The 22,662-nt window shown below is 76.2% G+C and carries 15 protein-coding genes and 1 tRNA gene; 9 read left to right on the top strand and 7 right to left on the bottom strand.

The annotated features are described in order from the left end of the window. Positions 1-35: 35 nt before the first annotated feature. Positions 36-108 (bottom strand) — tRNA-Arg (locus CP974_RS09775). 317 nt (positions 109-425) lie between these two features. Between CP974_RS09775 and CP974_RS09770 the strand changes: the two genes are divergently transcribed. The 7 genes from CP974_RS09770 (at position 426) to CP974_RS09740 (ending at position 9,986) form a co-directional block, all read left to right on the top strand. Beyond that, positions 426-2,009, top strand: a complete 1,584-nt coding sequence (locus CP974_RS09770; protein ID WP_031130298.1) for a dynamin family protein — start codon at positions 426-428, stop codon at positions 2,007-2,009. A gap of 5 nt (positions 2,010-2,014) precedes the next feature. After that, complete coding sequence (locus tag CP974_RS09765) at positions 2,015-3,907, top strand: YfjP family GTPase (protein ID WP_085921434.1); 1,893 nt, start codon at positions 2,015-2,017, stop codon at positions 3,905-3,907. 404 nt (positions 3,908-4,311) lie between these two features. Then, entirely contained in the window at positions 4,312-4,761 is a 450-nt protein-coding gene (locus CP974_RS09760; RefSeq protein WP_037939268.1) for a single-stranded DNA-binding protein, read from the top strand. A 289-nt stretch (positions 4,762-5,050) separates the two neighbouring features. Next, positions 5,051-6,508, top strand: a complete 1,458-nt coding sequence (locus tag CP974_RS09755) for a thioester domain-containing protein (protein WP_162530965.1) — start codon at positions 5,051-5,053, stop codon at positions 6,506-6,508. 667 nt (positions 6,509-7,175) lie between these two features. Then, positions 7,176-8,840, top strand: a complete 1,665-nt coding sequence (gene ettA, locus CP974_RS09750) for an energy-dependent translational throttle protein EttA (protein ID WP_031135650.1) — start codon at positions 7,176-7,178, stop codon at positions 8,838-8,840. 13 nt (positions 8,841-8,853) lie between these two features. After that, the gene (locus CP974_RS09745) at positions 8,854-9,288 is read left to right on the top strand and encodes an acyl-CoA thioesterase (protein WP_031135652.1); all 435 of its coding nucleotides are present in this window, start codon (positions 8,854-8,856) and stop codon (positions 9,286-9,288) included. Further along, positions 9,285-9,986 (top strand): DUF8010 domain-containing protein, encoded by a 702-nt coding sequence (locus CP974_RS09740; protein ID WP_031135654.1) that lies wholly within the window; start codon positions 9,285-9,287, stop codon positions 9,984-9,986. Before CP974_RS09745 ends, CP974_RS09740 begins: the two co-directional genes overlap by 4 nt. A 57-nt stretch (positions 9,987-10,043) precedes the next feature. Here CP974_RS09740 and CP974_RS09735 read toward each other — a convergent pair whose 3' ends face one another. Further along, positions 10,044-10,448 (bottom strand): globin, encoded by a 405-nt coding sequence (locus CP974_RS09735; RefSeq protein ID WP_031135656.1) that lies wholly within the window; start codon positions 10,446-10,448, stop codon positions 10,044-10,046. A 168-nt stretch (positions 10,449-10,616) separates the two neighbouring features. Here CP974_RS09735 and CP974_RS09730 point away from each other — a divergent pair, with 168 nt between their 5' ends. Together CP974_RS09730 and CP974_RS09725 are read left to right on the top strand one after the other, a co-directional pair. Further along, positions 10,617-11,570, top strand: a complete 954-nt coding sequence (locus CP974_RS09730; RefSeq protein WP_031186440.1) for an IS481 family transposase — start codon at positions 10,617-10,619, stop codon at positions 11,568-11,570. Positions 11,571-11,719: 149 nt separating this feature from the next. Further along, complete coding sequence (locus CP974_RS09725) at positions 11,720-12,754, top strand: methyltransferase domain-containing protein (RefSeq protein WP_031137328.1); 1,035 nt, start codon at positions 11,720-11,722, stop codon at positions 12,752-12,754. Between the two features lie 97 nt (positions 12,755-12,851). Here CP974_RS09725 and CP974_RS09720 read toward each other — a convergent pair whose 3' ends face one another. From CP974_RS09720 to CP974_RS09695, 5 genes are all read right to left on the bottom strand, one after another. Beyond that, the gene (locus tag CP974_RS09720; RefSeq protein WP_373276761.1) at positions 12,852-14,945 is read right to left on the bottom strand and encodes an FHA domain-containing protein; all 2,094 of its coding nucleotides are present in this window, start codon (positions 14,943-14,945) and stop codon (positions 12,852-12,854) included. A 229-nt stretch (positions 14,946-15,174) separates the two neighbouring features. After that, positions 15,175-16,803: a PP2C family protein-serine/threonine phosphatase gene (locus tag CP974_RS09715; RefSeq protein ID WP_150485792.1), complete on the bottom strand. Its 1,629-nt coding sequence runs from the start codon at positions 16,801-16,803 to the stop codon at positions 15,175-15,177. 552 nt (positions 16,804-17,355) lie between these two features. Beyond that, positions 17,356-18,879, bottom strand: a complete 1,524-nt coding sequence (locus CP974_RS30090) for a hypothetical protein (protein ID WP_223844554.1) — start codon at positions 18,877-18,879, stop codon at positions 17,356-17,358. 1,244 nt (positions 18,880-20,123) lie between these two features. Further along, the gene (locus CP974_RS09700; protein ID WP_373276759.1) at positions 20,124-21,308 is read right to left on the bottom strand and encodes an N-acetylglucosamine kinase; all 1,185 of its coding nucleotides are present in this window, start codon (positions 21,306-21,308) and stop codon (positions 20,124-20,126) included. Continuing rightward, positions 21,299-22,567: a 6-phospho-beta-glucosidase gene (locus tag CP974_RS09695; protein ID WP_031130460.1), complete on the bottom strand. Its 1,269-nt coding sequence runs from the start codon at positions 22,565-22,567 to the stop codon at positions 21,299-21,301. The genes CP974_RS09700 and CP974_RS09695 overlap by 10 nt, the downstream gene beginning before the upstream one ends. Between the last annotated feature and the right edge of the window lie 95 nt (positions 22,568-22,662).

Below are 22,662 nucleotides of genomic sequence, written 5' to 3'. Positions count from 1 at the left end.
CAAAAAGACCCTCCCGAAGGAGGGTCCCGGTCTTGCGCCCCCGGCAGGACTCGAACCTGCGGCCAAGTGCTTAGAAGGCACCTGCTCTATCCACTGAGCTACGGGGGCCGGTGGTGGCGGCCTGGCGGCCGCCGGAGCCCTCGTGCTGTTCCGTGACCTGGCCGGGGTCAAGGATAGGGCTCCGATCACCCTGGCCCGGCCGCTTCACCTGCGTGGCACGATGTGGAGGTTCGGTGAAGCGAACCCGATAATCGCAGGCAGGTGCGATTCACGCAGCGCTTTTCGCGCCTCGCGGGCCGGGTGTTGTGCACTCGTTATGCCTGAGCCCCACTCATCCCCTCTGTCCCTGTGTGTGACCGGCGCGCAGAGAGGGCCATACGCTTCAAAAAGATGCTGAAATTGGGCATTCTTCACATGTGGTGACCTTGGACGTACGGCCTCAGCTTCTCGACGCACTCTCCGCCCTGCGCGACCGTGTCGCCGCCGTGCGCCTCCCCCTGCCCATCCCGGGGGCGCCGAGGGCCCGGCAGACGCGGGCGGAGCTGCTGGCCCAACTGGACGACTACCTGGTCCCACGGCTCCGCGACCCCGGGGCCCCCCTCCTCGCCGTGGTCGGCGGATCGACCGGCGCCGGCAAGTCCACCCTCGTCAACTCCCTTGTCGGCCGCCCCGTCAGCGAGGCCGGCGTCCTGCGCCCCACCACCCGCGTCCCCGTGCTCGTCTGCCACCCCGACGAGGAGCACTGGTTCTCCGGCACCCGCGTCCTGCCGCGCTTCACCCGCCTGTGGGGCACCCCCGGCGAGGACGCCGACGAGGAGCCCGAGGGGCGCGCCCTGCGCCTGGAGACCGCCGACACCCTGCCCCGCGGGCTCGCCCTGCTCGACGCCCCCGACATCGACTCCCTCGTCTCCGGCAGCCGCGAGCTGGCCGCCGAACTGATCTGCGCCGCCGACATCTGGGTGATGGTCACCACCGCGTCCCGGTACGCCGACGCGGTCCCGTGGCACCTGCTCCGTACCGCCAAGGAGTACGACGCCACCCTCGTGACCGTCCTCGACCGCGTCCCCCACCAGGTGATCGGCGAGGTGTCCCGCCAGTACGAGGCGCTGCTCGTACGCGCCGGCCTGGGCGCCGTACCCCGCTTCACCGTCCCCGAGCTGCCCGAGTCCGCCGGGGGCGGCAGCGGCCTGCTGCCCGACACGGCGGTCGCACCCCTCCGGGCCTGGCTCGCCCACCGCGCCCAGGACCCCGCCGCCCGCCACCAGACCGCCGGCCGCACCGCCAACGGCGTCATCGACTCCCTGCGCGTGCGCATGCCGGAACTCGCCGGCGCCGTCGCCGCCCAGTGCGCCGCCGCGCTCCGCCTGACCGGCGCCGTCGAGACCGTGTACGCCGCCGAGGCCGACCGCGTACGCCGCGAACTGCGCCGCGGCGCCGTCCTCTCCGGCGACGCCCGCGCCCGCTGGCGCGCCCACCCCGACGACTGCACGCCCGCCGAACTCCTCGACGCCCTCGCCGACTCCCTGGCCGCCCTCCTCCACTGCGCCGTCGCCGCCGCCGACGAGCGGCTGAGGGAGGCCTGGCGGCGCGAACCCGCCGCCCGCGCCCTCGACGGCACGCCCGCCGGCCGCGACCGGGAGGCGTGCGAGCGCGTGGGCATGGCGGTACGCCGCTGGCGCCGCGTCCTGGAGGAGCTGGCCGAGGACGAGGTACGGCGCGCCGAACGCACCCCCCTCCCCGACGCCGACACCGTCTCCGCGCTGCTCGCGGCCACCCTGCTCGGCGGGGACCGCGCGCGGGGGGCGGGCGAGCGGCTCGCGGAGCTGGTCGGCGCCCAGGGCGCGCTGCGCCTGCGCGACAAGGGCGCCGAACTCGTCGACGCGTACGTCGAACGGGTCCTCCGGGAGGAACGGGACCTGCGCCTGGCCCCGGTCGACGCCCTCGGCGTCACCCCGGAACCGCAGGCTGAACTCATCGCCGCGCTGTCCGTACTGCAGAAGGAGAGGTGACGGCGGTGAACGCCGTGGGCCAGAGGAAGTGGGACGACGGGCTGATCGCCCGCCGCGCCGCAGCGGAGGGCGGGGCCGGAGGCGAACCCGGGGGAGGGGAGGACGGGTCCGGAGGCGGGTCCAAAGGCCCCGGGCGCGACCCGCGGGACGGCGGAGGCGAGGGAGCCGCCCTCAAGGTGCGCCTCGACGCCCTCCGCGACCTCCTCGGGCTCTCCGCCACCCGCCTCGACCCGCCGGTCGTCGCCGAGGCCGGCCGGGTGCTCGCCGAAGCGGCCGCCCGGCAGCGGCTCTCCTCCCGTCACACCGTCATCGCCATCGCGGGCGCCACCGGCAGCGGCAAGTCGACGCTGATCAACGCGCTCGCCGGAGTACCCGTCTCCGAGACCGGACTGCGCCGCCCCACCACCGCCGCGCCCATCGCCTGCGCCTGGTCCGAGGGCGCCGCCGGGCTTCTGGACCGGCTCGGCATCCCGGGCCGGCTGTGCCGCAGGCCCCTCGCGGGCGGCGACGGCGACGAGGCGCTGCGCGGACTCGTCCTCGTGGACCTGCCCGACCACGACTCGGCGCTCACCGCCCACCGCGACCAGGTCGACCGCGTCCTCGGCCTCGTCGACGGGGTCATCTGGGTCGTCGACCCGGAGAAGTACGCCGACGCCGCCCTCCACGAGCGGTACCTGCGGCCCCTCGCCGGGCACGCGGAGGTCACCTTCGTCGTCCTCAACCAGATCGACCGCCTCCTCGGCGACACCACCGACCAGGTGCTGGACGACCTGCGCCGCCTCCTCGACGAGGACGGTGTCGCCCTCGGCGAGCACGGCGAGCCAGGCGCCACCGTCCTGGCCCTCTCCGCCCTCACCGGCGAGGGCCTGCCCGAACTGCGCGAGGCGCTCGGCACGTTCGTGCGGGGCCACCAGGCCGCGACCCGCCGTCTCTCCGCCGACGTCGACGCGGCCGCGACCCGCCTGCGCCCGGTCTACGTGGGGGAGGGGCGGCCCGGCCTCGGGGAGCGCTCCCGGGAGGACTTCACCGCCCGGCTGGCCGTCGCCGTCGGCGCCGCCGCCGCGGGCGAGGCCGCCGAACGCGCGTGGCGCCGCAACGCCGGACGCGCCTGCGGCACCCCGTGGCTGCGGCTGTGGCGCTGGTACGAGCGGCTGCGCACACCGGGCGCGGGCGGCGGCGAGCCGGCCGGTTCGGCGCCGTTGGAGGAGGAGCCCACGGCCCGGCAGCGCGTCGAGCACGCGGTGCGCGTCGTCGCGGAGGAGGCCGCGCACGGATTGCCGGCCCCGTGGGCGCAGGCCGTGCGCGAGGCGGCGGCGCGCGGCGCGCGGGGGCTGCCGGAGGCGCTGGACGAGCTGGCCGCCGACGCCCGCGCCCCGAGGCCGGGCGGCAAGGGGGACGGCACGGCGGGCGGGAAGCCGGGCGGTACGGCGGGCGGCACGGTGGGCGGGAAGCCCGGGGGCGGGGCTGCGGGCGCTGCGGGCGCTGCGGGCAAGAGGGCCGGGGGGAAGGCGGGTGGGAGGCCGGGCGGCCTGCCGCCGCGGCCGGCCTGGTGGCCGGTGGCCGTGCTGTCCCAGGCGTCCATGACGCTGCTTCAGGTGTTCGGCGCGCTGTGGCTGGCGGGCCAGATCGCGGGCGTACTGGAGCCGCGCCTGCTGCCGCCCGTCCTGGTGATGCTCGCCGGGATCGTCGGCGGGCCGCTCGTGGAGTGGGCGTGCGTGGCGGCGGCGCGGGGGCCCGCGCGCAGGTACGGGCAGGAGACCGAGCGGCGACTGCGCGAGGCGGCGGCCGGGTGCGGCCGGGCGATGGTCCTCGACCCGATCGCCACGGAGCTCATGCGCTACCGCGAGGTGCGGGAGCAGTACGCGACGGTGTCGGGCGGACGGCTCACGACCCGCTGACGGGCGTGGGCACGGGCCCGGGTGGGGGTACGGAGGCGGCGGTCAGCGCGGGTACGGGGGTGGGGCGGGGGCGGGCATGAGGGCGGAGGTGGGTACGGGGCGGGCCCGGGAACCGGACCGGCGACGGGTGCCCGCCGGTCCCGAGGGCCGGCGCTCACCGGGGCCCGGGCCCCTGCGGCCCGTCGCCCGGTACTGACCGGGTCCTCCGCCGCAGCCCGTCACGCACCCGACTCCTCCCGCGCGGCCGGCCGGCGGCCCCAGCGGTCGATCGCCCGATCGGGTGGCGGCGATGTCCCCAGGCCGCCCCGCCGTCCACAGGGCCGAGCGGGAATCGGCGGACGGGGCCACGATGGAGCACAACGGGCGGCGCGGGGGAGCGTCGCGAACGGGGAGGAGCATCCGTCATGAACGACACCCTGGTCACGGTCGTGGGGAACGTGGCGACCAACGTGGAGTACCGGGAGACGCCTACGGGCGGGGTCGCGAGGTTCCGCTTCGCCGCCACCGCCCGCCGCTGGGACCGCGAGCGGGCGGCGTGGACCGACGGGCACACGAGCTTCTACACGGTCAACGCCTGGCGCCAGCTCGGCGCGAACCTCGCGGCGTCGGTGGCGGTCGGCGAACCGCTCGTGGTGCACGGCAGGCTGCGGGTCCGCGAGGAGCCGTCCGCCGGAGGACCGGCGGACGGGCCGCGCCGGACGTTCGTCGACATCGACGCGCTGGCCGTCGGCCACGACCTGACACGCGGCACGTCGGCGTTCCGCAGGAGCGCGGGGAGACGCTCCGCCGAACAGGAGATGACGGAGCGGCACACCGAAGTGCCGCAGCGGCGGGCGGAGTTGGTCACGTCCTGAGCTGGCCTCAGCCGGCCGCCCAAACCTCCGCGAACCGGGCTATGTGGCATGCGACTTGGGTGGCCCCTGGCCGAAAGTCACGGCTTTCATGCCTGGATTTCGATAACGATTGCGAGTCGAAACGGTTGAGTGGGGGCATCACAGGGGACTCGCCGAGTCCGCCTCTCTAGGATTCCGGTACTCACGGGGCACTTGAGTCATCAGGCGAGTTCCACCTCCCACGTGCCCCCGCGACGTGCACCGCGCCGCGGGGCCCTGCGACCGGAGGACTCGCCCAGAGGGGAAATCTGTGTTTGCTGCGCTTTCTGTCCAGCGGCGGGAGCGGCTCGGCCGCCGGCTCGCCGCCGCGGTCCTGACCTCCGGTCTGGTCGCGGGAGGATCCATAGCCGGGACGGCCGTGGCCGTCGCCGACGAGAACCCCCAGCACCAGGGTGGTGCCTCCGCCACCCTCAACGGGCTGACCACCTATGACGACGCCGTCCTCAAGCTGAACGGCGGCAAGACGAAGAAGCTGCCCGCCGGCCTCTTCGAGATGGCCGTCGACGGCGGCGGCACGCTGAAGACGTACTGCATCGACATCCACAACCCGACGCTGCCCAAGGCCAAGTACCTCGAGACGCCCTGGGAGCAGACCTCGCTCGGGAGCAACGAGCAGGCCGGCAAGATCCTGTGGGTTCTGAAGAACTCCTACCCGCAGGTCGACGACCTCGCTGACCTGGCCAAGAAGGCCGACGCCGGCTCCCTGACCAAGGAGACCGCCGCCGCCGGTACGCAGGTCGCCATCTGGCGCTTCTCGGACGGTGCGGACGTCGAGGCGAAGGACCCGGCCGCCGAGAAGCTCGCCGACTGGCTGGAGAAGAGCGCCGAGAAGCTCCAGGAGCCCAAGGCGTCGCTGAGCCTGGAGCCGAACGCGGTCTCCGGCAAGGCCGGAAGCAAGCTCGGCCCGATCACCGTCCGCACCAACGCCGAGCGGGCCACCGTCACCGCCCCGGACGCCGCCGGTGTCAAGGTCACCGACAAGAACGGCGCGCCGGTCACCGAGGCCAAGGACGGCACGGAGCTGTACGTCGACGTGCCGGCCGGCACCGCCGACGGCACCGCGACGTTCAACGTCCAGGCGAGCACGTCCGTCTCCGTGGGCCGCGCCTTCGCCAGCCTCTCCAAGAGCCAGACGCAGATCCTGGCCGGCTCCAGCGAGTCGACCGTCTCCGCGACCGGCAGCGCCGTCTGGGCGAAGCAGGGTGCCATCCCGGCTCTGACCGCCGAGAAGAACTGCGCCAAGGGCGGCGTCGACGTCACCGCGAAGAACGAGGGCGACGAGGCGTTCACCTTCGAGCTGGCCGACCAGAAGGTCGAGGTCGGCGCGGGCGAGTCGAAGACCGTCACCGTCCCGGTCGGCGAGGACCAGCCGTACGAGTTCAGCATCGCGCTGCCCGGCGGCGAGACCAAGACGTTCAAGGGCGTCCTGGACTGCAAGACCAGCGCCGAGCCCACCACCCCGCCGACCACCGGCGGCAACGGTGACGAGGAGCCGGGCACCGACCCGACCCCGCAGTCGGGTGGCACCACCTCCGGCTCGACCGGCGGTGACACCACCGGCGGCGGCGACACCACCGGCGACCTCGCCGAGACCGGCGCCTCCAACGCCACTCCGATGATCGCCGGCATCGCCGTCGCGTTCGTCCTGCTGGGCGGCGGCGCGGTCTTCATCCTCCGCAAGAAGAAGGGCGCCGCGGCCGGTCAGTGACCCCTGCGATGACCCGCGGAGCGGCCCCGGACCCCAGGTCCGGGGCCGCTCCGGCTTTCCCGCGGGGCTGTTGCCGCGAGACGTCCTCCTGGGAGGCGTCCTGCTGTGCGGGGCCCTCCCCGCGAGGCGTCCTCCTGGACGGCGTTCCCCCGCGTGGCGCGTCGCCTGGAGCGGCGCGTCCCGTCCGGCGAGTCCCCGCCCCGGGGCGGCTCCCGGCGCCGCGCTCATCCGCCCTGCGCCCTCACCGCCCCGGTCGGCGACTCTGGGCCAGGCGGCCAGGCGGCCAGGCGGCCAGACGGCCAGACGGCCGAGCGGCCGAGCGGCCGAGCGGTCAGGCGGCCAGGCGGCCGAGCGGCCGAGCGGTCAGGCGGCCAGACGGCCAGACGGCCAGACGGCCAGGCGGCCAGGCGGCCAGGCGGTCGAAGGGCCGAGGGGCGAGGGCCGGGTGTGGCGAGCGGGCTCGCGGCGGGCGCGCCGGCCGGGCCGGACGCGACGAAGCGGATATGAAGCGGACATGTCGGTCGCGTGCGGGTCCGGGCGGGGGCGGGGCGGCGCGAGGTCGGGGCACGCATTTCTGTTGCGGGGTGGCGGTCAGGCAAGATGGGTGTGTCTGCCCTCATGCGGCGGAGCCGCGAATCGACCCCTACTGATTGCCGGACGGTTTCTCTTGGCTGAGTACATCTACACGATGCGCAAGGCGCGCAAGGCGCACGGCGACAAGGTCATCCTCGATGACGTGACGCTGAGCTTCCTGCCCGGCGCGAAGATCGGTGTGGTCGGCCCGAACGGCGCCGGTAAGTCCACCGTTCTCAAGATCATGGCGGGGCTGGAGCAGCCCTCCAACGGCGACGCGTTCCTGTCGCCCGGCTACACCGTCGGCATCCTCCTCCAGGAGCCCCCGCTCAACGAGGAGAAGACCGTCCTGGAGAACGTCCAGGAGGGCGTCGCCGAGATCAAGGGCAAGCTCGACCGGTTCAACGCCATCGCCGAGGAGATGGCCACGAACTACACGGACGAGCTGATGGAGGAGATGGGCAAGCTCCAGGAGGAGCTCGACCACGCCAACGCCTGGGACCTCGACGCGCAGCTCGAGCAGGCCATGGACGCCCTGGGCTGCCCGCCCGGCGACTGGCCGGTCACCAAGCTGTCCGGTGGCGAGAAGCGCCGCGTCGCGCTCTGCAAGCTGCTGCTGGAAGCCCCCGACCTGCTCCTCCTCGACGAGCCCACCAACCACCTGGACGCCGAGTCCGTCCAGTGGCTGGAGCAGCACCTCGCCAAGTACGCGGGCACCGTCGTCGCCATCACCCACGACCGGTACTTCCTCGACAACGTCGCCCAGTGGATCCTGGAGCTCGACCGCGGCCGCGCCTACCCGTACGAGGGCAACTACTCCACGTACCTGGAGACGAAGCAGACCCGTCTGAAGGTCGAGGGCCAGAAGGACGCCAAGCGCGCCAAGCGGCTCAAGGAAGAGCTGGAGTGGGTCCGCTCCAACGCCAAGGGCCGCCAGGCCAAGTCGAAGGCGCGTCTCGCCCGTTACGAGGAGATGGCCGCCGAGGCCGAGAAGGCGCGCAAGCTCGACTTCGAGGAGATCCAGATCCCGCCGGGCCCGCGCCTGGGCAACGTCGTCGTGGAGGTCGAGAACCTCTCCAAGGCCTTCGGCGAGAAGGTCCTCATCGACGACCTCAGCTTCACCCTCCCGCGCAACGGCATCGTCGGCGTCATCGGCCCGAACGGCGCGGGCAAGACCACGCTGTTCAAGATGATCCAGGGCCTGGAGGAGCCGGACTCCGGCCAGATCCGCGTCGGCGACACCGTCAAGATCAGCTACGTCGACCAGAGCCGCGAGAACATCGACCCGAAGAAGACGCTGTGGGCCGTCGTCTCCGACGAGCTGGACTACATCAACGTCGGCCAGGTCGAGATGCCCTCCCGCGCCTACGTCTCCGCCTTCGGCTTCAAGGGCCCGGACCAGCAGAAGCCGGCCGGCGTCCTGTCCGGCGGTGAGCGCAACCGCCTCAACCTGGCGCTCACCCTCAAGCAGGGCGGCAACCTGCTCCTCCTCGACGAGCCGACCAACGACCTCGACGTCGAGACCCTCTCCTCCCTGGAGAACGCGCTGCTGGAGTTCCCCGGCTGCGCCGTGGTGGTCTCCCACGACCGCTGGTTCCTCGACCGCGTCGCCACGCACATCCTGGCGTACGAGGGCGACTCCAAGTGGTTCTGGTTCGAGGGCAACTTCGAGTCGTACGAGAAGAACAAGATCGAGCGCCTCGGCCCGGACGCGGCCCGCCCGCACCGCGCCACGTACAAGAAGCTCACCCGGGGCTGAGGCGGCGCTCGACGTGGCTCGGCACATCTACAGCTGCCCCCTGCGCTGGTCGGACATGGACGCCTTCGGGCACGTCAACAACGTGGTCTTCCTCCGCTACCTGGAGGAGGCCCGGATCGACTTCATGTTCCGGCTGGCGCCGGGGGACGGCTCCCCGTCCTTCTCCGGCGGCTCCGTCGTGGCCCGCCACGAGATCGACTACATCAGGCCGCTGGTCCACCGGCACGAGCCGGTGACCATCGAGTCCTGGGTCACCAAGATCGGCGCGGCGTCCCTGACGATCGCGTACGAGATCAAGGACCCTGGCCAGGTGTACGTGCGCGCGTCCACCGTCGTCGTCCCCTTCGACCTGGAGGCGCAGCGCCCGCGCCGCATCACCGCCGAGGAGCGGGCGTTCCTCCAGGAGTACGTCGACGACGGGATGCGCGCGGAGGGTGCCGTCGCATGACGGCGCCCCTGCACTTCGCCGAGCCGAGGGAGGCGGCGGGCATCGCCGCCTTCCTGGCCCGGCTCGTCCACTACGACCGGGCCGCCGCCGTCCGCCTCCAGGCGGGCGCCGGCGCCCTGGCCGTCTTCGGGCGCCCGCCGTCCTTCGAGGTGATCGCCGTTCGCACGGCGGCCCTCCAGGACGGCACGGCCCTCGACACCACCGTCTCCGCCGGCGAACTGCTCGACGGCGTCGACGAGGCGGCGGGCAAGGCGATCGTGCCCGCACCCGTCACCGGGCCGCCGTGGAGCGGGCTGCTCCCGCCGCGCGGCGGCTGGAGCGAGGTGCCCGGAGCGCCGGACGCGGCCGGTCTGCGCGGCGCCGTCGCGGAGGCGGTCGCCGAGTTCCGCGCGCGCGACGCGCGACTGCCGTCGCAGCACCGCACCCGCGCCGAACGCGACCGGATCGGCCGGGAGATATGGTCCCGCGCCGTCGCCGGTACGGGGCTGCCGCTGCGCGCCGCGCACGCCGCCCAGTCGCTGGGCTTCCTGCCGCCGGCCGGGGCGGTCCCGCACGAGGTGCCGGTGGTGCTGCTCGCCGCCGGGCCATGGCTGCGGCTGCGCACCCCGTACGGCTCCGTGGCGGTGCGCGCGGCGACCGGCGTCGGGGCGGCGGGCCTCGGGACGCTGGGCGTCACCCCCGTACGCCACCGGCCCTGAGGCCGGTCCTGAGGCCGGTCCTGAGGCCGGGGACCGGCCCCGAGGCCGCGCGAGGTCTCAGCCGGCGGTGTTGACCATCGACGCCGCCGCGTACGTCATGTAGTCCCACAGCTGCCGCTCGTGCTCCTCGGACAGCCCGAGCTCCTCCACGGCGACCCGCATGTGCCTCAGCCACGCGTCGTGCGCCGCCCGGTCCACCACGAACGGGGCGTGCCGCATCCGCAGCCGGGGATGGCCGCGGCGGTCGCTGTACGTACGGGGGCCGCCCCAGTACTGCATCAGGAACAGCGCGAGCCGCTCCTCGGCCGGGCCCAGATCCTCCTCCGGGTACATCGGCCGCAGCAGCGGGTCCTCGGCGACGCCCTGGTAGAAGCGGTGGACGAGCCGCCGGAACGTCTGCTCGCCGCCCACCTGCTCGTAGAACGTCTGCTCCTGGAGAGTGCCGCGCGGAATCTCATTCACCCGTCCATCGTCTCAGACACGGCGGCGGAGGACCCGGGCCCTAGGTGTTCTGTCCCGGGAGGTTGTGGACGGGTGATGCAGGTCTCGGCTGAGGGATCTTGAAATGGGTGAGGGCCTTCTGGCCTGGTGTGGATTGCGACATCTGCACCGGCGACCAGAAAGGCCCTCGTGCCCCACCGTAATGCACCCCTGACCGAGACCGGACGGCTGCGCCTGGCCCGCTGCGTGGTCAAGGACGGCTGGCCGCTTCGGCGGGCCGCCGAACGTTTCCAGGTCTCACCCACCACCGCCCATCGATGGGCTGCCCGCTACCGGGCCATGGGCGAGGCCGGGATGGGCGACCGTTCCTCCCGTCCGCACGCAAGCCCGCGCCGGACCCCGACCCGCACCGAACGCCGGATCATCAAGGTCCGCCTCATCCGCCGGTGGGGGCCGGCCCGCATCGCCCACCTCCTGGACCTGGTGCCCTCCACGGTCCACCGCGTGCTGACCCGCTTCGGGCTGGCCCGCCTGACCTCCCTGGACCGGGCCACCGGCCGTGTCATACGACGCTACGAACGCGACCGGCCCGGCGAACTCGTGCACGTCGACATCAAGAAACTCGGCAACATCCCCGACGGCGGCGGCCACAAGACCCTCGGCCGCCAAGCCGGCCGCAAGACGAAGTCCGGCGTCGGCTACAGCTACATCCACACCGCCGTCGACGACCACTCCCGTCTCGCCTACAGCGAGATCCTGGCCGACGAGAAGAGGGAGACCGCCACCACCTTCTGGCAGCGGGCCCACGCCTACTTCGCCTCATGCGGGATCACGGTGCAGCGGGTCCTGACCGACAACGGCTCGTGCTACAGATCCCACGCCTGGCGCGACGCGCTGGCGGCGGCCGGGATCACCCACAAGCGAACCCGGCCCTACCGGCCCCAGACCAACGGCAAGGTCGAACGCTTCAACCGCACCCTGCTCGACGAATGGGCCTACGCCCGCCCCTACCGCTCAGAGCAGGAACGACGCGATGCCTTCCCCGACTGGCTGCATACCTACAATCACCACCGCGGACACACCGCGCTCGCAGGCAAACCACCCGCCAGCCGCGTCCCCAACCTCACAGGGCAATACACCTAGGACCCGGCCTTCCTCCGGTGCCCTGCCTCCGCTCCGTCCCGGCCCGCCCTGGTGTTCCCCGGGCTTCCGCCGGTCTTCCACCGGTCTTCCGCCGGCTTCCCGGTCCGCCGCGTCCTTCGTGGCGACACGGAAGGGGTGATAGTGGACATATGGGTGAAGGTGTCTCGCGGGAGCGGCAGGACCCGCCCCGGAATCCGTCGCAGGACGACCCGTTCGCCGAGGCCGCCGGCAGGGCGCGGCGGCGGCTCGTGGCCGGGCTCGACGCCGAGGGCGCGCTGCCCGACCCGGCCTGGCGGGCGGCCTTCGCGGACGTGCCCCGGCACCTGTTCGTCCCCTACTACCACGTCGGCACCTACGGCGGGTACGAACGGCTGGGGCGCGACGACCCCGCACCGGAGGCGCGGCGGCGCTGGCTGGACGGCGCCTACGAGGACCGGCCGCTGGGCACCCTGCTGCGCGGCGGCGAACTGGTCTCCACCGCCAGCCAGCCGTCCCTCATGGCGGACATGCTGCACGCCCTCGACGTACGGGACGGCGACACCGCGCTGGAGATCGGCGCGGGGACCGGGTACAACGCGGCCCTGCTCTCCCACCGCCTGGGCGACACGCGCGTCACGACCGTGGACATCGACCCGGACGTCACCGACGCGGCCCGCGCCCGCCTCCACGAGGCCGGCTACCACCCGGCCGTCGTCACCGGCGACGGCGCGCGGGGCTGCCCCGACCGGGCGCCCTTCGACCGGATCATCGCCACCTGCGCCGTGCCGTCCGTGCCCGGAGCGTGGCTCGCCCAGTGCCGGCCGGGCGCCGTCGTCGTCACGCCGCTGTCCACGGGCGTCCTGCGGCTGCGCGTCGAGGACGCCCGGCACGCGGAGGGCCGCTTCCTGCACACGTCCGCCTACTTCATCCCGGTGCGCGGCTCCCTGCCCGCGCCGCCGGAGCCGCGCACGGGCGGGCTGCCGAGGGGCGCGCTGGAGAGCGAACTGTTCCGGTTCCTGCTGACCCTGGCGTCGGGCGCGCTCGACCCGTACGAGGCGTACGCCCTGTGGCAGCGCGAGGGGCGCCCCGCCCGCGAGCGGTACGGCGTGACCGTGCGCGACGGCCGGCAGTGGGCCTGGCTCGACGACCCCGAGGGGCCGTACGTCTGGGAGGTGGGGGGAGAGGGGCGGTTGGGGATCGGGTAGGGGGACTGCTCCCCGGCCGGGGCGGCCGGGGCCGGGGCCGGGGGTGTGGGGCTGGGGGTGGCCGCCCTGCCGGGTGGTGGCGGGGCGGCCGGTGCGGTCAGCCCCGTACGACGGTGAGCGTCGTCCAGGCGCCCACGTGGACCCGGTCGCCGTCCTGCAGCGGTACGGGCGCGTAGGGACGGATCGGCTCGTCGGCGCCGTTCAGGGTGGTGCCGTTGGTGGAGTTCTGGTCCATCACCGCCCATGATCCGTCGGGCTGCCGGACGAACACCGCGTGCTGGTGCGACACGCCCGGGTCCTCCGGCGGCACCGACAGGTCGATGTCCGGGGACTCGCCCGTGGACTGGCGGCGGCGGCCCACCGTCACCTGCTGCCCGGTCAGCGGCATCCGCCGCTCGGTGGCGTGGGCGGGCAGGCTGAGGGCTGCCGCCTCGGGGCCGCTGCGGCGCATCATCGCCGCGAAGTAGTCCCGGTCGGGGCGCACGACGACCGTCCACCCCGTGGGCGCCGCCGTCCGCGGGGGCTGCTGCCCCTGTGCCCCGTGCGGGGGCTGCGGCCAGTCGTGGGGTGCCTGGGGCTGTTGCGGGTCGTGGGGCGGTGGGCTCTGGGGGTGCGGGAGGCCCTGCGGAGGCGGGGCGGGGGAGTGGGGCGGGGTGGTGTGGGTCGGTGGGGTGGGGACCTGCGGCGGGGCGGCCTGGGGCGGGGTGGCCTGGGGTGCGGCGTGCGGCGGGGCGGCGTGCGGCGGCTGATCGGCGGGCGCCTGGCCCTGGGGCGGCTGCGGGGCCCGGCCCAGCGGGGGCTGCTGGATGTGCGGAGGCGGGCCCTGCGGCGCGGGGCCCTGCGGCGCGGGGCCCCGCGGGGGCGTCCCCTGTTGCGGCTGCGCGGTGGACGGCGGCGTGAGCAGCCAGTCGTCCTCCCCGGCAGCGCGCCGCCGCCGGAGCCCCTGCGGCAGCGCCGCACCGAGCGGCCCCTGCTGCGCGGGCGCGTCGGGGCCGGCCGGTGTGTTCGGGCCGGGGCCGCCGGGTCCGCTGGGCGCGGCGGGCGCGGCGGGGCCGCCCGGCGTGGGTGTGCCGCCGGCGCCGAAGGGGTTGCCGGTACCGGTGGGGTTGGCCGGCGGGCCCTGCCGAGAGGCGGGGTCCGCGCCGGGGACGGGGCCGGGCGCTGTACCGGGGACGGGGCCGGGGCCGAAGGCCGGACCCGCCGGGCCGCCGGGGCCCGAAGGACCGGCGGACGGCGCGCGACCGGGTGTGCCGACGGGCCCGTCATCACCGGGACGCGGGGTGCCGAAGGGCGGGGCGCCGGAGGGGCGCGGCGTGTCGTCGAAGCGCGGGGCGCCGTCGGACGCGGGGCCCGTGCCGTCCATGCCGGGGCCGGTCGCGACGCCGCCCGTCGGGGTGCCCGCGGGCGGGGTGCTGCCCGGCCCGGCGGGCCGGTTGCCGCCGAACGAGGGGCCGTCGAGCGAGGGGCCGCTGGGCGCCGAGCCGGGGCCGTACCCGGGGGCGGGGGCCGGAGCGAAGGGGGCGCCGGGCGCGGCCGGGGCGCCGGGGGCGGGCGTGCCGGTGTCCGGGCCCGGCCCGGCGGCGCCGTCGCGGGCGAAGGGCGGGGCGCCCTGGCCGGAGTCCACCGGGCCGTCCTGGCGCGGCGCGGCGAACGGCGGGGCGTCCTGGCCGGGACGCGCGGCGAAGCCGGGCCCCTCCGGACCGGGCGCGGGCCGCGGCGGATCCGCCGGGCGGTCCTCCGGGGACGGGCGGGGGCCCTGGGACGCGTACGGGTCCGCAGGCCGTGGCGCCGAGGTGAAGCCGGGCGGCAGGTTGAGCCCGCCGCCGGTTTCCGACGGGGGCGGCGGCGGGGCGATCGGCGTGTACGACGTGGCCTTGCCGCTCAGGAAGTCCCACCGGCACTCCTCGCAGAACGCCGCGCCCGGCTCGCGGGGCGTACGGCACTGCGGGCACACCTCGGCCTGCCGCGTGGCGTTCGGGTCGCCACCCGCGGGCCGCGGGTGGCCGTACCCGGTGGCGGGCGGCGGGGGCGGAGGCGGCGGCACGGCACCCGTAGGCGCGCCCGCCCCGGCGGCCATGCGGTGGCCGCAGACCTCGCACCAGTCGGCGGTGCCCGACTGGTGTCCGTTCGGGCAGGTCGGCATCTCGGCCCTTCCCCTCTCCTCGCCGGCCGCCCCTGCGACCGTCGTCACGGCTTCTTCCTGTGCTCCGGGCCCGCCCTGACCGGACGGACCGCCTTGGCGGCCCGGCCCGGGGGCGCCCTGCCGGCCGCGCCCGCGGCCTGGACCGCAGTCGCACAGTACCCGCCGCCCCACCGGCCTCGTCGACCCCCTTCGAAAGGAGGTTCGCCTCATCCGGGCTCGTGGAGGGGGCCGCCGGAGCAGCCCCGCGCCCCCTGTCGCGGCCCGCCCGCCGGGCGTGTCAGGAGGCGCGCGGCCCGGGGAACGGGACCAGCGCGACCGTCACGTTGTCGTGGCCGCCGCCGTCGAGGGCGTGCCCGACGAGGACGCGCGCACCGTGCAGGGGCCGCTCGGCGGCGTCCACCGGCAGGACGCGCGCCATGTCGCCGGCGGCCTCGGCGTAGTTCCACAGGCCGTCCGTGCAGACCACGACCACACCGGGGCGGTCCGGCCGGAACACGGCCGTGTGCGGCTCCACCTCGTACGCGTCGGCGCCGAGCCAGCCGGTGATGGCGTGGGCGCGCTCGTCCGCGTACGCCTGCGCCTCGTCCATCAGGCCCGCCGCGACCATCTGCGCGGCCCACGAGTCGTCCTCGGTGAGCCGGGCGGCCGGGGCGGAACGGTCGTCGGGAACCCAGTACGCGCGGCTGTCGCCGACCCATCCGACGACGAGGAGGTCCCGCGCGACGACCGCGCCGACGACGGTGCAGGCGGGGGCGTTGCGGTGGCGGTGCCTGTCGGCGCCGCCGTGCCCATCGCCGCCGCCATGCCCGTCGTGGCCGACGTGTCCGTCGGGGCCCGAGACGCCGCCCGCCGCCTCGTCGGCGAGGGCGTCGACGGCGCCGGCGGCGGCCACGATGGCGTCGTGCATCGCCTGCCGGGGTTCCGTGCCGCGGGGGAGCGCGGCCCGCAGGGAGGCGTCGGCGGCGCGGGCCGCCGCGGCGGAGGCGTCGTCCGGACGGGTCGCGGAGGACACGCCGTCGCAGACGACGGCGACGACGGCGGCCGAACCGTCGGGGAGCGGTGCCGTCGAGACGGCGTACGCGTCCTCGTTGCGATGGTGCCGAAGGCCCCGGTCGCTGACGGCGGCGACGGCGGCCTCCACCTCGCTCTCCATGTGGTCCCGTTCCCGCGGCTGCTGGTGCCCGCAGTCGCGGCAGCGCCCGTCAGCCGCGACCGGCCCGCCCTGGCAGGCCACGCACCGCGGCGCCCCGGCGGCTCCGGCCGGGGGCGGGGCGAGCCGCGGGTCGGGCGCGGCGAGCTCGTAGTCGCCCTGCGGGTTTCCGTGTCGGGTGGGCCGGGGGGTGGCGGCCGGGGTGGTCGCCTGGGTGGGGGAAGGCCCAGGCGCCGGGGCCGGGGCCGGAGCCGGTGAAGGCGGCTGGGCAGGCGGGGGCGGCCCCTGCGGGGCGGGAGCGGGCGGCGCGGGAGGGGCCTGCGGGGCGGGCGGCCCTTGGGGTGCCGGTGGGGTCTGGGGCGGGGGCGGTGTCCCGTGCACCTGCGGGGCGGGCGGCTCCTGCGGGGCGGGCGGCTCCTGGGGGGCGGGTGGCTCCTGGGGGACGGGTGGCGCCAGCGGTACGTGGGGCGCGGGATGCGCGGGAGGTGCCGGGTGCGCTGACGGTGCCGGGGACTCAGGTGCCGTCTGGGACGCCTGCGGTGCGGACGGCTCCTGGGGTGCCCGCACCGCAGGCGGCGCCGGTGGCGCGGGCGGCGGGGGAGGGGGCGGTGGGACGGTCAGGGCCACGGTCGGCCGGTCCACGGGGGGCTCCGGCACGGCCGACAGGGCGTATCCGCACGCCCCGCAGAAACGGTCACCCGGCTCCAGCGGCTCCGAGCAGCCGGGGCAGGCCGACAGCTGATGGGTCTTCGACATCGATCACACCCACGTCCGGGGGCGGAAGCGGTCGGCCCGCTCCGCCGGTTCGATCCGTTCCTCGCCGCTCCGGGCGAGCCGGGCGAGCGCCCGGTACGAGCGTTCCGGGCCGACCCGCGGCCCGCCTCCGCCCGGTTCGCCGCCGAGCGGCGTGTGGTCCGGGGCCTGGCCGCCCACATGCCCCGGGGGCCACCGGTCCGGGGCCTGGCCCGGGAGTTCCGCCGACGGCCGTTCGCGGCGCACCGGGCCCCGGCCCGGCCCGCCGGGCGCCTGGGTCTCTCGGGCGGCCGGGTGCAGGTCGGCCTTTTAGCGCCTTCCGCGGGCCCCGGTGGCGGAGCCGCGCCCGTCCGGCCGCGCCATGCGACGCGGGGGCGGGATGGCTCGACGGCTCCGGCACGGGCTCCAGCGTACGCACCGCCCCGCCCCGGCCACCCAGCGCCGGCAGGGCGCGCGCCGGCCCGAACACCGCGCCCACGCGACCCGCGTCCCTCGCCCGCACACGCCGGAGGCAGGCGGGCCCCGCTCCCGCTCCCAGCCCCGCCTCCGTACCCGTCACCCCTGCCCCCCGGCCGTCAGGACCTCGCCCGCCGCCCGCTGGTAGCGCAGCACGGCCTGCTCGGCGGCGCGCAGGTCGCAGGGCGCGCTCCACAGCAGGCGCCGCGCCGCGTCGTACCGCTCGGCCAGCACGGGGTCGTCGGCCAGCCCGTACCGGGCCATCCGCGCCCGGTACGCGTCGAGCCGCCCGCGCAGTTCCGCGCGTACGGCGAGCGGCGCCGTGACGGCGGTCAGCGACTCGCGGGCCCGCAGCAGCTCCTCCTCGGCCTCCTGCTCCAGGGCGTCCAGCAGCGGGGAGAGCCGGTGCCACTGGGCGTGCCGCCGGTACTCGGCCGCGGCCGCCAGCCGTTCGTGCAGCGCGGTGGGCGGGCCGCTCACCACGGGGACCTCCGACGCGGCGATCTTCGCCAGCACCTCGGTACGCGCGGTACGCGCCTCGGCGAGGGTCCGGTCGGCCCGCGACAGCAGGTCCCGCAGCCTCAGCAGCCGCGACTCGGAGTCCTGCCGCACCTGGAGGACGGCCTCGATCTCCCGCCGCACGTCCTCCAGCGCCCGCGCCGCCCGGTCGTACCGGTCGGTGTCGGGGCGCCCGCCGCCGGGCGCCGAACTCCGCGGCGCGGGGCGCCAGAAGGCCAGCGGGTCGCTGACGACCTGCGCCCGCAGCGCCGCCAGCTCCCGTGTGATGGCCTCCAGGTCGTCGCCCGCCGGGTGCTCACCGGGCCGCACCCCCACCGAGCGGGCCAGCGACCGGGTGCGGTGCAGCTCCGCCGCCAGGAGGTCTATGCGGGCGGGCAGCGCCGACCACACGGCGTCCGCCGAGACGACGACGTCCAGGGAGCGCGCGTACAGTTCGTTGATCCGCGCGACGAGCCGGTCCAGCGTGAACCGCTCACCGGACGGAGGCGGCTCCACCGGGGCCCCGGGCCCCGCGACACCATTCCCGGCCCCGCCATTCCCGGGCACGCCGGACCCCGCTCCGCCGGACCCCGCTCCGCCGGAGCCCGCTACATCGGACTCCGCGGCACCGGCCCCGGCCGCGGCACTCACCCCCACCGCGCTGCCCTCCAGCGCGGCACCGGCCCCCACGGCACCGGCCCCCACCGCCCCGGGATCCGCCGCCCCGGGATCCGCCGCCCCGGGATCCGCCGCCCCGGGATCCACCGCCCCGGGATCCGCCGGGCCCGGTACGGCGACGCTCTCGCCGCGCAGACGCTCCGTCAGCTCGGCCAGTTCTCCGGGCCCCGGCCAGCGGTGCCGGGCGCGCACCTCGCGGGCGGCTCGCAGGGCGTCCGTGTACACGTCGAAGTACGTCCACAGCAGCGCGATCGTCCGCTCCGTCGTGGCCCAGCGCTCCGCCGTGGTCCCCGTCAGCTCGGCGCCCTCGAGGAGTCTGCGGCCCGCGTGGTCCTGCAGCGCGAGCAGCGAGTCCTCGACGGCCTTGTGCTCGGCGCCGAGGCGTGCGAGCGCCCGGTCCACCTCGTCCTGGTCCATCACCGGACCGGGAGGACCCGTGACGGCCATCGATCACCTCTCGCTCTCAGGGGGACGGTTTCGTCCGGTACTCGGGCGCGGGCGGCCCGGATGCGCCGGGCCGGTCCGCGTGGGGCCACTTCTCGTACGCGCGTGTCGGCGGCCCGGCACGGTACGCCACCGGTACGCGGCCGACGGGGCGGACCGGGTCGCCGTGCCCGCCCGGCGGCGAGAGGCTCCCGCCGCGCCTCACGACCGTCCATCGCGTCATCCTCCCCCCGGCACGCCACCGGTACTCCGCCGCTCCGCGAGCCCGTGGTGCGCACCGGCCACCGGTCCGGCCGCGCCCGGAGCCGTGAGCGCGGCGGCCCCGCGGGCGGTGCCACCGGCGCACCGGGTGCCCGCCCGGCGGCGCGGGCGAACCCCTCCCGCTCGGGCCAGGTTCTCGTTCGTGCGGGCCTGCGGGGCACCGATCCGGCCCCCGTTCAGCACCTTGAGCGAATCCCGGCCGCTCGACCGTGCCCCTCCGGCGAGGCCCGCGCGGCGGCGCGGGCGCCCGCGAGCCATGACGCCCCGACCGGCAGCCCCCGGGCGACGGCCCGGTCTCGGGTACCGGACGTCCTGCCACCGCGCCCGTCCCAGGGCGCCCAGGACCGTCAGCCCCACCGCGAGGAAGGGCACCGGCCACGCGCGGGTCCCGCTCGTCCCGTGCGCGCCCGGCCGTCTCGGCCGGGTACGGCCGCTCGGTGGCCGGGAGCAGCCGTGTCGCCAGCCGGTGACGGGCGTCGCGCAGGCGGGCGCCGCCGAACCGGAGGCATTGCTCCCGGTGGGCCGGTCCCGCTCCACCACGTCTGCCCGGTGGGCCGGTTGACCGCCGAGCCCGGTGCTTGCGGTGCCCGACGCGCAGGGCGGGAAGCCCGGGGAGGACACGGGCCCGGGGCAGGACCGAAAGCCCGGGGCCGAGAGGGCGCCCGACACCGAAGGGGCGCCCGACGCCGAGGGGGAGCCCGAGGAAGGGCGGGAGCCCGAGGAAAGAAGGGGGCCCGAAGGGGACGGCGAGCCCGGAGACGACAAGGCACCCGTCGGCGCGGGTCGCGCGTTCCGCGCGTCAGACACGTGACCTCCCCCCTCGGTCTCCGGCGGCGGCGAGCCCGCCGCGCGCCCGCCGCGCCGGGCCGCGCGCTCCCGGTGCGGGAGGGCGGCGGCCCGGCCAGCAGTATGGCCGTAGGGGGACGGCTACGGCACGATCTTGACTGGATCTTGTTCTTATCGTGCCCGGCGTCCGCTTCGCACCCTCATTCGATCCCCCTGCGAGGAGAACAGCGCCGGTTCCCCGAAGGTTCCAGACCCGGCGTGAACCAGGCCCTGAGCGCCTCCCCGGCCGCCCCGCGCGCCCCTACGTCGTCGAGGCCGAGGAGCGCCGCGCCGAGCACCGGCGGCGCCTCCACCACCCGCGGCGAGGCGCCGGGCGCCCGCTCCCGCAGCAGCTCGGTGACCCGCCCGTTCAACTCCGCGTGCCCCGCGCCCAGTACGCCCCCGCCCAGCACCACCGGAACGGGCTCGGGCGCGTCGCGCAGACCGAGCCGCCCCAGGACGACCACCGCCATGGTGACGACCTCGTCCGCCAGCCGCTCCACCAGGGCACGCGCCACCGGATCACCGGCCGCGCCGACCGCGAACACGACGGGCGCCAGCTCATGCCGCCGCGCGTCCGGAACACGCCCCAGGTGCAGCGCCTCGATCAGCGCGTACATGGAGTCCAGCCCGAAGTGCGCGGGCAGCGCGCGGGCCAGCTCCGTCGGCGCGCCCCGCCCGTCCTCGGCCCGCGCCGCGTGCCACAGGGCCTCGTCCGCCAGCCCCCCTCCGCCGCCCCAGTCCCCGGAGAGCCGGCCCAGGGCCGGGAAGCGCGCGGTACGGCCGTCCGGCAGCATGCCCACGCAGTTGATGCCCGCGCCGCACACGACGGCCACGCCCCGCGGCTCGTCCACCCCGGCGCGCAGGACGGCGAAGGTGTCGTTGCGCACCCGTACGGACCCGCCCCAGCCGCGCGCCTCCAGGGCGCGGGCCAGCTCGTCCTCCTCCACCGGGAGATCGGCGTTGGCGAGGCACGCGGAGACATGCACCTCGCGCACCACCCGCCCCGAACGCCCCGCACCGTGACCGCCCGCACCGGGCCCGCCCCCGGCCGTGCCCGCACCGGGCCCGCCCCCGACCCCCGCTCCGGCACCGGAAACGCCCCCCACCCCCACACCCGGCAGGACCCCCGCCCCGGTGTCCGCCACAGCCCCCGCCCCCCGCATCGCCTGCGCGACGGCCGCCGCCAGCACGTCGACGGCCGCCTCCGTGCCGACCGCCTGGGGCCGGAAGCCGCCGCCGCGCCCGGTACCGAGCACCGTGCCGTCCACGCCGACGAGGGCCACGTCCGTCTTGCTGTTGCCCGCGTCGACGGCCAGGACGGCGTCCGCCGTGGTCACGCCCACGTCAGGTGCTCCCGGTTGTGCGCGAGCAGCCGGTCCGTGAGCGTGTCCGCGTACGCGTACTGCCCGACCAGCGGGTGCGCGAGCAGGGCCCGGAACACCCGGTCCCGGCCGCCCCGCAGCGCCGCCTCCAGCGCCAGGTCCTCGTACGCCGCGACATGCGCGATGAGCCCCGCTTGGAGCGGGTCCACCTCCCGCACCGGCAGCGGCCGGGCGCCGTCCGCGTCCACCTCGGCCTGCACCTCCACCACGGCGTCGTCCGGCAGGAACGGCAGGGTGCCGGCGTTGCGGACGTTCACCACCTGCGAAGGCGTCCCGCCGCCCCCGCCCAGCAGCGCCGCCGCCAGGTCGACGGCGGCCTCCGAGTAGTACGCCCCGCCCCGCTGCGACAGCAGCGCCGGCTTCTCGTCCAGCGCGGGGTCGCCGTACATCTCCAGCAGCCGCCGCTCCATCGCGGCGACCTCCGCGGCCCGCGACGGCTTGCCGCGCAGCTCCTCCACCACCTCGTCGTGCGCGTAGAAGTAGCGCAGGTAGTACGAGGGGACGACCCCGAGCCGGTCCAGCAGGCCGCGCGGCAGCCGCAGGTCGCCGGCGACGGCGTCACCGTGCTCGGCCAGCAGCCGCGGCAGCACGTCCTGCCCGCCGGGCCCGCCGAGACGCACGCCCAGCTCCCACGTCAGGTGGTTCAGCCCGACGTGCTCCAGGTGCAGGTCGGCCGGGGCCGTGCCGAGCAGCGCGGCGAACTTCCGCTGCAGGCCGATGGCGACGTTGCACAGCCCCACGGCCCGGTGCCCGGCCTGGAGGAGGGCGCGGGTGACGATGCCGACCGGGTTGGTGAAGTCGATGATCCACGCCCCGGGGTTGGCCTTCCGTACCCGCTCGGCGATGTCGAGGACGACCGGCACGGTACGCAGCGCCTTGGCGAGGCCGCCCGCCCCGGTGGTCTCCTGCCCGACGCAGCCGCACTCCAGCGGCCAGGTCTCGTCCTGCTCGCGGGCGGCCTGCCCGCCGACGCGCAGCTGCAGCAGTACGGCGTCGGCCCCGTCGACCGCCGCGTCCAGGTCGCCCGTCGTGGTCACCCTTCCGGGGTGGCCCTGCTTGGCGAAGATCCGCCGGGCCAGGCCGCCGACCAGCCGCAGCCGCTCGGCGGCCGGGTCGACGAGGACCAGCTCCCCGACCGGCAGCGTGTCGCGCAGCCGCGCGAACCCGTCGACCAGCTCCGGCGTGTAGGTGGACCCGCCCCCCACGACGACCAGCTTCATGTCACCCATCGTTCCCGTCTCCCGTCAGCCGTCCCCGACACTCCGTCACCGACCCCCGACCCCCGACCCCCGGCCCGGCACCCGTCACCCAGCGC

Source organism: Streptomyces fradiae ATCC 10745 = DSM 40063, from assembly GCF_008704425.1.
Classification (GTDB): domain Bacteria; phylum Actinomycetota; class Actinomycetes; order Streptomycetales; family Streptomycetaceae; genus Streptomyces; species Streptomyces fradiae.
The sequence above is the reverse complement of the archived record's forward strand: the minus strand, read 5'-3'. Positions and strand labels throughout refer to the sequence as shown.